This window comes from Microvirga yunnanensis, from assembly GCF_025460875.1.
This window is the reverse complement of sequence record NZ_JAMXFI010000188.1, coordinates 6,425-15,617: the sequence shown is the minus strand read 5'-3', so window position 1 is coordinate 15,617 and position 9,193 is coordinate 6,425. Positions and strand designations below refer to the sequence as shown.

General features: G+C 69.3%; 12 protein-coding genes. 6 read left to right on the top strand and 6 right to left on the bottom strand.

Going from position 1 to position 9,193, the window contains the following annotated elements; all coding sequences use genetic code 11:
* From NF876_RS41940 to NF876_RS41930, 3 genes are all read left to right on the top strand, one after another.
* Positions 1-332: AMP-binding enzyme (locus NF876_RS41940; RefSeq protein ID WP_444939754.1), on the top strand; the 332-nt coding region annotated here is incomplete at its 5' end.
* Positions 333-503: 171 nt separating this feature from the next.
* On the top strand, positions 504-767 hold the full coding sequence (locus tag NF876_RS41935; protein ID WP_262273593.1) for a DUF6356 family protein: 264 nt from the start codon (positions 504-506) through the stop codon (positions 765-767).
* Positions 768-884: 117 nt separating this feature from the next.
* The gene (locus NF876_RS41930; protein ID WP_373371482.1) at positions 885-1,358 is read left to right on the top strand and encodes a L,D-transpeptidase; all 474 of its coding nucleotides are present in this window, start codon (positions 885-887) and stop codon (positions 1,356-1,358) included.
* An 87-nt stretch (positions 1,359-1,445) separates the two neighbouring features.
* Here NF876_RS41930 and NF876_RS41925 read toward each other — a convergent pair whose 3' ends face one another.
* The 6 genes from NF876_RS41925 to NF876_RS41900 form a co-directional block, all read right to left on the bottom strand.
* Positions 1,446-2,765 carry a class I SAM-dependent methyltransferase gene (locus NF876_RS41925; protein WP_262273591.1) on the bottom strand — a complete coding sequence of 440 codons (1,320 nt, stop codon included), beginning with the start codon at positions 2,763-2,765 and terminating at the stop codon, positions 1,446-1,448.
* 81 nt (positions 2,766-2,846) lie between these two features.
* Positions 2,847-3,725, bottom strand: a complete 879-nt coding sequence (locus NF876_RS41920; RefSeq protein ID WP_262273590.1) for a sigma-70 family RNA polymerase sigma factor — start codon at positions 3,723-3,725, stop codon at positions 2,847-2,849.
* Complete coding sequence (locus tag NF876_RS41915; RefSeq protein WP_262273589.1) at positions 3,712-4,173, bottom strand: carboxymuconolactone decarboxylase family protein; 462 nt, start codon at positions 4,171-4,173, stop codon at positions 3,712-3,714. Before NF876_RS41915 ends, NF876_RS41920 begins: the two co-directional genes overlap by 14 nt.
* Positions 4,174-4,279: 106 nt before the next feature.
* Positions 4,280-4,522: a CcdB family protein gene (locus NF876_RS41910; RefSeq protein WP_262273594.1), complete on the bottom strand. Its 243-nt coding sequence runs from the start codon at positions 4,520-4,522 to the stop codon at positions 4,280-4,282.
* Positions 4,523-4,578: 56 nt separating this feature from the next.
* The gene (locus tag NF876_RS41905) at positions 4,579-4,824 is read right to left on the bottom strand and encodes a type II toxin-antitoxin system CcdA family antitoxin (RefSeq protein WP_262273588.1); all 246 of its coding nucleotides are present in this window, start codon (positions 4,822-4,824) and stop codon (positions 4,579-4,581) included.
* 105 nt (positions 4,825-4,929) lie between these two features.
* Positions 4,930-5,160 (bottom strand): DUF1674 domain-containing protein, encoded by a 231-nt coding sequence (locus tag NF876_RS41900; protein ID WP_262273587.1) that lies wholly within the window; start codon positions 5,158-5,160, stop codon positions 4,930-4,932.
* Between the two features lie 227 nt (positions 5,161-5,387).
* Between NF876_RS41900 and htpX the strand changes: the two genes are divergently transcribed.
* The 3 genes from htpX to NF876_RS41885 all read left to right on the top strand — a co-directional run.
* Positions 5,388-6,335, top strand: a complete 948-nt coding sequence (gene htpX, locus NF876_RS41895; protein WP_262273586.1) for a zinc metalloprotease HtpX — start codon at positions 5,388-5,390, stop codon at positions 6,333-6,335.
* A gap of 103 nt (positions 6,336-6,438) precedes the next feature.
* A complete protein-coding gene (locus NF876_RS41890) occupies positions 6,439-7,752 on the top strand; it encodes an RsmB/NOP family class I SAM-dependent RNA methyltransferase (protein WP_262273585.1) in 1,314 nt (437 codons plus the stop codon).
* 96 nt (positions 7,753-7,848) lie between these two features.
* Positions 7,849-9,193 (top strand): heparinase II/III family protein (locus NF876_RS41885; protein ID WP_262273584.1); only part of this gene is annotated, 1,345 nt, incomplete at its 3' end.

Genomic DNA, 9,193 nt, shown 5'->3' with positions numbered 1-9,193 from the left:
AGGCCGCCGTGGTGGGCTACCCGCACGACATCAAGGGCCAGGGCATCTACGCCTACGTGACCCTGATGGCCGGCGAGGAGCCGTCCGAGGAGCTGCGCAAGGAGCTCGTCGCCTGGGTGCGCAAGGAGATCGGCCCGATCGCCTCGCCCGACCTGATCCAGTTCGCCCCCGGCCTGCCCAAGACCCGCTCGGGCAAGATCATGCGCCGCATCCTGCGCAAGATCGCCGAGGACGAGTTCGGCGCGCTCGGCGACACCTCGACCCTGGCCGACCCGGCCGTGGTGGACGACCTGATCACCAACCGGCAGAACAAGCGCACCCAGGCCGCCTGAGCCTCGCGGACATCATGGCCGGGCAAATGTCCCGGCCATGGTTCTCGCGGGATGCGCGCAGCGTGCCGGAGCGCACAGCTTGGCGGCAGCAGGGCGGTTGAGCTCACTCCGCTCCGGGCATAGGCTTCGGGCTCGTTCTTCCGGAGCCCATGCGATGTCGGAGCCCATGCGATGTCCTTGAAGCGCCTGTTCACCGATCACCCGGATTCCGTCGGCGAGAGCTATTTCGAGCACATGCACGTCGCGCTCAGCTTCGCCGGCCCCCTGCTCGCGGCGGGCCTCGCGGCGCTCGTCCACGCCTTTCTGCCGTTCCTGTTCCTCACCACGGCGAGCCGCATCGTGAAGAGGCTGCACGCCCGGATGATGAACCGCCATGCGCTTCCGGGACCGCACGAGGCGCGCGAGCGCATGCTGGCCTGGGACCCGGTGATCTGAACCGCATAGGCGCATCGCCGCTGGAACCTTGAGCATTCCTCCTGCGTCTCTTCTTCAGGCAAGCGTTGCAGGAGGAGTTCAGTCATGGGTGCGCGCGCAGCGGTGGCCCTCGCCGTGATGGCCGGCGCGGTCATCGGAGCATCCGATCTGCGGGCCCGCGAGGTCGTGCCCTTCGAGGGCCGCGTCTCGCCCGGGACCGTCGTGATCAAAACGGCCGAGCGGAAGCTCTACTACGTGCGCGGCGACGGCACGGCCCTGCGCTACCGGGTGGCCGTGGGCCGGCCCGGCAAGCAATGGTTCGGCGAGGCCAGGATCGACGGCAAATACGTCCGCCCCGCCTGGTCGCCCCCGGACGAGGTCAAGCGCGACAATCCCCGCCTGCCCGACGTGATCCCCGGCGGGGCGCCCAACAATCCCATGGGAGCCAGGGCCCTCACTCTCGACCTCGACGAATACGCCATCCACGGCACCAACCGCCCGGGCTCCATCGGCACCTACGCGTCCTACGGGTGCATCCGCATGCTCAACGAGGACATCGTCGATCTCTACGACCAGGTGAGCGTCGGCACGCGGGTGGTGGTGACCCCGTAGCCGCACGTCATCACCGGCCTCGTGCCGGTGATCCCGATCGGCGAAGCGCGGCGCTTGTCCGCATCGGGATGGCCGGGACAGGGAAGCTCACCCGCTCCATCCGGCGTACAGATCCGCCCGGCTCGACGGCAGGCCCGACGGTCCCCGGGTGCGCTTGGAGGCCAGCGTCTGGTTCACCCCGATGACGCCGCGCTCGAAGCCCAGGGACACGCCCGCCAGATAGAGCAGCCAGGCGCGGGTCTTCTCGGCCCCGACCTCGGCCTCGGCCTCGTCGCGGCGCGCGTTCAGGTTCTCCCACCACAGGCGCGTGGTGCGCTGGTAATGCTCGCGCCAGGCCTCCACGTCGTGCACCTCGAAGCCGAAGCGCTCGAGATTCGCCACCGACATGCCGAGATGGTCGAGCTCCGCGCCGGGAAAGATGTAGCGCATGACGGCCTTGGCCTCGGGCCGCAGGCGGCCGAACGCCTTGTCGGAGCGCTTCGCCCGCCGGGCGATGGTATGATGGAGATAGAGCCCGCGCGGCCGCAGCAGCCGGTGGACGGTCTGGAAATAGACCGGGTGGTTGGCGATGCCCACATGCTCGAACATGCCGATGGACGAGATCTTGTCGAACTCGCCCTCCATCTGGGTGAAGTCCTTGAGCACGACCTCGACCCGGTCCTGCAGGCCGAGCCGGGCGATCTTCTCCCGGGCCAGCGCCGCCTGCTCCTCGGCGAGCGTCACGCCGGTGGCCTTCACGCCGTAATGCTGCGCCGCGTGGCAGATGAGGGCGCCCCAGCCGCAGCCGATGTCGAGCAGGCGCTCGCCGGGTCTGAGCCTGAGCTTGCGGCAGATCATGTCCAGCTTGTCCCGCTGCGCGCGGGCGAGATCGTCGTGCCAGTCCGGCTGAAAGTACGCGCAGGTATAGACCATCTCCGGATCGAGGAAGAGCCGGTAGAAGCTGTTCGACACGTCGTAGTGATAGGCGATGTTGGCCTTGTTGGTGGAGGGCTTGCCGTCGCGCGCGCCGGTGTCCTCGGCCGGGCGGACCAGGGGGCGCGGCATGTCGGCGGGCGCGCGCAGGAAGTGATAGGCGACCTTCAGGGCCTTCAGCTTGTTCACCGCCTTCAGGCGCCGGCCCACCTTCTGCGGGCGCTGGGCGGCGAGGTCGAAGATCGTGCCGTTCTTGAGGTCGAGCAGCCCGGCCACGTAGGCGTTGAGCGCCGTGTCGAGATTCGGCCGGCGCAGCAGGGCCGCCACGACGCTCTCGCGCCGGATGACGAGCCGCATGGCGTAGGACGGCAGGTCCGCCGGGATCGTGGAGCCGTCCCACAACTCGAACCCGAACGGGAGCTCGAGCGCGCGGTGCGCGTCGCCCAACAGATCCCGGAACATCTCCAGTCGCGCCGTCTCGCCAGCCCCAGCCATGAGCCTTCCCCTTTTCGGGCAAGGTAGCGGCAGGCAGGCCGGCGAACAACCGGGCTTTCGCGGGCCGGCTCCCCTCGCCGGTCAGCTCGTCAGACCGGACAGGTGCCCTAGCTTTTCGGGGTTCCGCACGATGTAGACCCCGACGATGCGGCCGTCCGCGATGTCGAGGCTCGTGGTCTGCACCAGGCCGTCCGGCTCGAGGGTGACGATGCCGGGCAATCCGTTGATCAGCCCCTTGTAGAGGATCGGCGGCCATTCGCCCCCGGTCTTGCGGGCGATGCCCAGGAACAGCCCCGCCACCCGGCGCAGGCCGAAGAGCGGGTTGAGGGCCGCGTTGCGGATGCCGCCGCCATCCGTGTAGGCCACCACGTTCTCGGCCAGGAGGTTGCGCAGGGCCGTCACGTCGCCGCTGCGGGAGGCGGCGAAGAACGCGTCTGTCATGCGCTCGCCCTCCTCCCGGTCGATGGCGTAGCGCGGCTTCTCGGCCCGCACGTTCTTCCTGGCGCGGGCGGCGAGCTGGCGGCAGGCGGCGGGATCCCGGTCGAGGGTGGCGGCGACCTCGTCGAAGCCGAGCCCGAACACGTCGTGCAGGAGGAAGGCCGCGCGCTCCAGGGGCGATAGCCGCTCCAGGGCCATCATGAGGGTGAGCGACAGGTCCTCGCTCATGGCGTCCTCATGGTCCTGGTCCAGAACCGGCTCGGGCAGCCAGGGCCCGATATAGGTCTCGCGCTTCACCCGGGCCGACTTGAGGATGTCGAGGCACAGGCGCGTCACCGTCTTCGACAGGAAGGCCCCGGGATCGCGCACGGCCGCGCGGTCCGTCTGGTGCCAGCGGAGATAGGCCTCCTGCACCACGTCCTCGGCCTCCGCGATGGAGCCGAGCATCCGGTAGGCGAGACGGACCAGCCCCGGCCGGAGGGGCTGGAACTGGTCCGCCGCGTCACCCTCAGGCGGCCGCACGGCCCGCCTCGACCGGATGCACGGACCGGAACCCGATGGCGAGCCGGTTCCAGGCGTTGATGGCGCCGATCAGCAGGGTCAGGTTGACCTGCTCGGCCGGGGTGAAGTGCCGGCTCAGCTCCTCGTAATCCGCGTCGGGCGCATGGGTCTCGGCCACCAGCGTCAGGGCCTCGGTCCAGGCCAGCGCGGCGCGCTCGCGGTCGCTGTAGAGGGGCGATTCGCGCCAAGCGCTGAGGAGATAGAGCCGCTCCTCGGTCTCGCCGGCCGCGCGGGCGTCCTTGGTGTGCATGTGGATGCAATAGGCGCAGCCGTTGATCTGCGAGGCGCGGGTCTTCACCAGCTCGATCAGGCTGTGCTCCAGGCCGCTGTTCTTGAGAGTCTTTTCCAGCTCGATCATCGGCTTCAGGGCGCCGGGAGCGACGTCATAGGGGATCAACCGGGCTTTCATCGTCTGGTCCTTCATCTGTCGGGTTGCTGACCAGGATAAGACGAGACGATCATGCCCGATGTGACATGGGGCCCGAAATTTTTTCCGCTCCGCGTTCGCAGCACCGTCAGAAGCCCAGGAACAGAACGTCGAGCGCCCGCTTGATCGCGTCCTGATCGGACACGAGCGAACCCGCCGGGCGCTGCAGCTCGCGGACCGGAACGGATGCCAGGAGCGGGATCATCACGATGAATTCCCGTCCGCCGAGGCGGGCCGACGGGGTCGGTTCGGTGAGGGCCGGTGCTTCGCTCCGCAGAAAGAGCGAAGCCACGATGCGGGTCGCGATCGGCTCCAGGATGCCGGATTGCAGATCGACGACGAGCCGGCCCGATCATCCGACGCCGGCATAGACGTCGAATTGACTCATCAGAACTGCCGGAACTCGTCCAGGGGTAGCCCGCCCCGTTCGACCATCCGGTTGTAGGCCTCGATGGCGTCCTCGTTGTCCTCGAGCCAGCGAGCCTGCCGGGCCTGAGCCACCGAGCGGGCCAATCCGCTTTCGCAGGCCTGCGAGACATTGATGTTCAAGGCCTTAGCCTCGGCCACAAGCTCGACCGGAAGGGTGACATAGGTCGGCCGTCGGTCCCGGGCGGCTCTCACAGGCTTGGACATGGCGGCATTTCCGGCAATCATATGGGCATACGACATGTGCATGCGCCATGGCAGTAAAGCCAGGTGCCGCCAACCGCCTCCTCGCCGGGCCGGGACCACGTCGGCTCAGAAATCGCTCGCCAGGCCCTTCACCTCCCAGTCCTCGTAGCGGACGGGCTCGAGGCCGCCGCGGCCCTGGAGTTCCTTCTGCTTGGCGATCTCGGCCGCGCGGGCGTCGATGTCGAGGCGCCGCTGCGCGGCCTCTTCGAGCGCTCGCCGGGCGGCCGCGGACAGGGTCTTGCCGGGGGCTGCGCCCTTGATGGGATCGGTCGGTGGTGTCTGATCGTTCGTGCTCATGGGGGCCTTATGCCAGATTTCCGCTCCCGTTGGGAGGACACTGTGGATGCTCCCGCCGACCCTCTCCCGTCGTCGGGACAGGCCCGGCCATGACGGGGGAGGGCTTCACCACGGGAAAGGTCAGCCCGGGAGTGGGACTTCGAGGGCGGAGCCTTGGGAGCGAGCTGAACCGTTCCCACATAGGGGTCAGCGGATGCGATGTCGTTGACCACGAGGTGGAGACCCCGATGAACACCGTCAAGACCGGAATGCTGCTGGCGGGCCTGATGGCCCTGTTCGGCGTTGTCGGCTATTTCCTCGGCGGCGGGACCGGCATGATGATTGCCCTCGGCCTCGGCCTCGCGACCAACCTGTTCGCCTACTGGAACTCGGACCGGCTGGCGCTCGCGGCCCATTATGCGGTCGAGGTGGACGAGCGCACCGCGCCCGAGCTCGTGCACATGGTGCGCGGCCTCGCCCAGCGTGCCGGGCTCCCCATGCCGCGGGTCTATCTCATCGACAATCCGCAGCCCAACGCCTTCGCGACCGGACGCAACCCGGAGAATGCCGCGGTGGCCGCCACCACGGGCCTTCTGCACATGCTGTCGCCCGACGAGGTGGCGGGCGTGATGGCGCACGAGCTCGCCCATATCAGGAACCGCGACACGCTCATCATGACCGTGAGCGCCACCATCGCGGGCGCCATCGCGACGCTGGCGCAGTTCGGCTTTCTCTTCGGCGGCCGGGGCGACGAGCGGCCGAACCCGATCGTGATGCTGGCGACCGCCCTGCTCGCCCCGATCGCCGCCATGATCATCCAGATGGCGATCAGCCGTTCGCGGGAATACGACGCCGACCGGATGGGTGCTGAGATCTGCGGCCAGCCGCTTGCGCTCGCCTCGGCGCTCGCGCGCATCGCGGGCGGCGTGGCGCACATTCCCAACCCGGATGCGGAGCGGCGACCCGCGACCGCCTCGCTCTTCATCGTCAACCCGCTGTCGGGTCAGGGCGTGGACAACCTGTTCTCGACCCATCCCGCGACGGAAAACCGGATTGCGGCCCTACAGGCTTTGGCCCAGGAGATGGGAGCGTCGGCGCAGCCCGGCTTCGTCGCGCAAAGTTCATCGAGTCCCTGGGGTTCAGTCGGGGGTTCAAGCACAGGCTCGAGCGGCACCCGCCGGGGGCCATGGGGCTAGAGCATCGGACCCAAAAGTGGACCCACTTTTGGGATCGGATCCGATGCTCACTCCTTGAAGTGGCGCATCGTTCGGGGCGCTAGATTACCCAGGGGATAGGATTTTGACTCAATCGGACGAACAGGCGGGCCTCGGGCCGCGCCGCCTCGCCTGGCAGGCGGTGACGGAGACCCTGAAGCGGCGCGTGCCGCTCGACGACGTGATGGAGGAGCTTTTTCAGACGGAGAAGCTCACATCCCGCGACGAGGCCCTCGCCCGCGCCATCGCGATCGTGACCTTCCGGCGCCTCGGGACGCTCGGCCACGCCCTGCGCGAGCGGCTCAACAAGCCGCCCAAGGACGAGCGCCTGATGCATCTTCTCGCCGTCGGGGCCGCGCAGATCCTGTTCCTCGACGTGCCCGACCATGCCGCGGTCGACAGCGCGGTCACGATCGCTCAGGGCGATCCCAAGCTCCATCACGCGGGCGGCTTCATCAACGCGGTCCTGCGCCGCGTCGCCCGCGAGCGCGATCAGATCCTCGGCCAGGACGATCCCTGGCTCGACACGCCGACCTGGCTCGAGGAACGCTGGATCGCGCAATACGGCGAGCCGCTCGCCACGCGGATCGCGCAGGCGCACCGGTCGCTGGCCTCCGTGGACCTGACCGTGAAGAGCGACCCGCAGGCCTGGGCCGAACGCCTGGGCGGCGTGCTCCTGCCCACCGGCAGCATTCGGCTGAAGGAGCGCACCGCCATCCGCGACCTCCCCGGCTTCGAGGCCGGCGAATGGTGGGTGCAGGATGCCGCCGCCGCCCTGCCGGCCCGCCTGTTGCAGCCGAAGCCCGGCGAGCGCATTGCCGACCTCTGCGCCGCCCCCGGGGGCAAGACCGCGCAATTGGCCGCCGCCGGGGCCGAGGTGCTCGCGGTCGACCGCTCGGCCAAGCGCCTGGCGCGGCTCGAGGAGAACCTCGCCCGCCTGCATCTGACGGCGGAGACCCGGGCCATCGATGCCGAAAAGCTCACGGCGGGCCCCTTCGATGCCATCCTGCTCGATGCGCCCTGCTCGGCCACGGGCACCATCCGCCGCCACCCGGACGTGGCCTGGACCAAGAGCCAGGAGGACATCCGCAAGCTCTCGGGACTCCAGAGCCGCCTGCTCGACAAGGCGGCGGCGCTCCTGAAGCCCGGCGGGCGGCTGGTCTACTGCACCTGCTCGCTGGAAGCCGAGGAAGGCGAGCGGCAGGCGGAAGGCTTTCTCGCCCGCCACCCGGACTTCGCTCGCAGCCCCGTGACGCCGGACGAGATCGGGGGCCTCGCCGAATGCCTCACGCCCGCGGGCGACCTGCGCACCCTGCCGAGCCAGCTGGCGCTCTCCGAGCACGACCGCAGCGGCCTCGACGGCTTCTTTGTCGCACGGTTTGTGCACAGGGGTTCGTGAACAGGGTGAACGATCTCTTACCGGGTGTTAACCAGTCAGCAGGAACTCCTCACCTAAGTTGGCGGTGATTCAAGCAGCATGAGAGGAGCGCCACGGGTGGATTTCGGGCCGGATCGCTGGCGTGTGTACAGGCTTGCCGCTCGCGAGGCCGGCCGCGCCATGCGCGAAAGCACGGTCTGGAGCCTGTCCAGGCTCTCCAGCGCGCCGGTGCCCACGCGCCTGCTCTTCGCCCCGCAGGATCTGCGCACGGCGGATCCCACCATCGCGACCGACATCTATTCCGGCTTCTTCGCCTTTTCCGGCCGCGCCATCACGACCGGCGGGCGCTCGCCCTTCGCGTTCGCACCGCCGAGCCGCGCCTGGGCCGAGGCCCTCTACGGGTTCGGCTGGCTGCGTCACTTGAGGGCGGCCGGCACGGCGCTCGCCCAGGCCAATGCCCGCTCCCTGGTGGACGAGTTCGTCACCTCCAAGCTCGGCGACCGGCGCATCGCCTGCAGCACCGAGATCACGGCGCGCCGGCTCATGTCCTTCATCAGCCAGTCGCCCCTGATCCTGGAGGGCGCCGACCATGCCTTCTACCAGCGCTTCCTCAAGATCATCGGCCAGCACGTGCGCACCCTGGAGCGCCAGGTCCGTTCCGGCGCCCTGCCCTATCAGCAGCTCATGGCCGGCATCGCGCTCTGCTATGCGGGCCTGTGCTGCGAGGGCCTCGACCGGAACCTGAGGCGCGCGAGCCGCCTGCTCGCCCGCGAGCTCGAACGCCAGATCCTGGCCGACGGCGGCCATGCGAGCCGCAACCCGCGCATCATGGTCGATCTCCTGTTCGACCTCCTGCCCCTGCGCCAGATGTTCGCCAGCCGCGAGGTCGACACGCCCGACGCGCTGCTCCACGCCGTCGACCGCCTGCTGCCGATGGTGCGCCTGTTCCGGCACGGGGACGGCACCCTGTCCCATTTCAACGGCATGGGCGTGACCGCCGCCGATCACCTGGCGACGCTGCTCACCTACGACGACATGCGCAGCCAGCCGATCCACCACGCGCCCCATTCGGGCTACGAGCGCCTGGAGGCCGGGCGCTCGCTCCTCGTCGCCGACGTGGGCGCGCCGCCGCCGCGGCCCCTGTCCCAGGATGCGGCGGCCGGCTGCCTGTCCTTCGAGTTCTCGAGCGCCGCGCAGCGCATCGTGGTCAATTGCGGCACGCCCACCATCGCCGGCCCGGCGATCATCCAGGCCGCGCGCTCCACGGTGGCCCATTCCACCGCGTCCATCGACGACGTGTCGTCCTGCCAGATCGTCGACAAGAAGGGCAACTGGCTGCAGCGCCGGATCTCCGCCTGGGTCCTGCGCCGCATGGGCCCGGTGGTCATCAGCGCGCCGGAGCGCGTGACGGCGGAGCGCAGCGAGCGCGAGCACGTCCAGCTCCTCGCGGCCAGCCACGACG